Source organism: Arthrobacter sp. Hiyo1 (assembly GCF_001263615.2).
Classification (GTDB): domain Bacteria; phylum Actinomycetota; class Actinomycetes; order Actinomycetales; family Micrococcaceae; genus Arthrobacter.
Window position 1 is genome coordinate 122,137 of the sequence record NZ_DF952469.1, and the last position, 1,211, is coordinate 123,347.

General features: G+C 64.0%; 2 protein-coding genes. Both read right to left on the minus strand.

Going from position 1 to position 1,211, the window contains the following annotated elements; translation table 11 throughout:
* Positions 1–341, minus strand: a 341-nt coding sequence (locus tag AHiyo1_RS05200) for a CoA transferase subunit A (protein ID WP_148667475.1), incomplete at its 3' end; no start/stop codon positions are given.
* 19 nt (positions 342–360) lie between these two features.
* Positions 361–1,211, minus strand: an 851-nt coding sequence (locus AHiyo1_RS05205) for an acyl-CoA dehydrogenase family protein (protein ID WP_059387832.1), incomplete at its 5' end; no start/stop codon positions are given.

The following is a 1,211-nucleotide window of genomic DNA, read 5'->3' on the forward strand; positions in this document are numbered from 1 at the left end:
CCGGCCCCGCCGGCGCGCAGTTTCTCGGCGAGGGTACCTTGCGGGGTGAGGACCACCTCGAGTTCACCGGCGAGGTACTGCCGCGCGAACTCCTTGTTCTCACCAACATAGGAACTGATGGTCCGGCGGATCCGTCCGTCCTTCAGCAGGATGCCCAGGCCCCAGTCGTCCACGCCGCAGTTGTTGCTGACTGTTTCAAGGTCCTTGGTGCCTTGATGGTGGAGCGCATCGATCAGCGCCACCGGGATACCGCACAGGCCGAACCCGCCGACGGCGAGAGAGGCACCGTCGTGGATGTCCTTCACCGCTTCCGCGGCGCTGGCAACAACTTTGTCGATCATCGTTTACCTTCCCTGACGGTTAAAGGCCCAGCTCGCGGGCGATGAGCATCAACTGGACCTCGGTGGTGCCTTCCCCGACTTCCAGGATCTTGGAGTCGCGGTAGTGCCGTGCCACCGTGAATTCGTTGATGAAGCCATAGCCACCGAACACCTGGGTGGCGTCCCGTGCGTTGTCCATGGCTGCCTCGCCTGCGACCATCTTAGCGATGGCCGCTTCGGTCTTGAACGGCTTGCCGGCCAGCATCCTCGCGGCCGCATCGTAGTAGGCCAGGCGGGCTGTGTGGGCCCGTGCCTGCATGCGGGCGATCTTGAACTGGATGGCCTGGTACTTGCCGATGTTCTGTCCGAAGGCCACGCGTTCCTTGGCGTATTTCACGGACAAGTCGACGCAGCCCTGGGCCGCTCCGGTGGCAAGCGCGGCGATGGCGATGCGGCCTTCGTCCAGGATGGACAGGAAGTTGGCGTAGCCCCGTCCCCGGACACCGAGCAGGTTCTCTTCGGGAACCCGCACGTTGTTCAGTGTCAGCGGGTGGGTGTCGGAGGCGTTCCAGCCCACCTTGTTGTAGGCCTTTTCGGCGGTGAAACCGGGTGTGTCGGTGGGAACCAGGATGGTGGAGATTTCCTTCTTGATGCTCCCGTCCTTGCGTTCGTGCTGCCCGGTGACGGCGGTGACGGTGACGAGCCGGGTGATGTCGGTCCCGGAGTTGGTGATGAATTCCTTGTTGCCGTTGATGACCCAGCGGCCGTCCTCGAGGTGCGCGTTCGTCTTGGTGCCACCGGCGTCCGAGCCGGCTTCCGGCTCGGTCAGACCGAAGCCTGCGAGCGCTTCGGCCGAGGTCAGCTGGGGCAGCCAGTGTTCCTTCTGCTCCT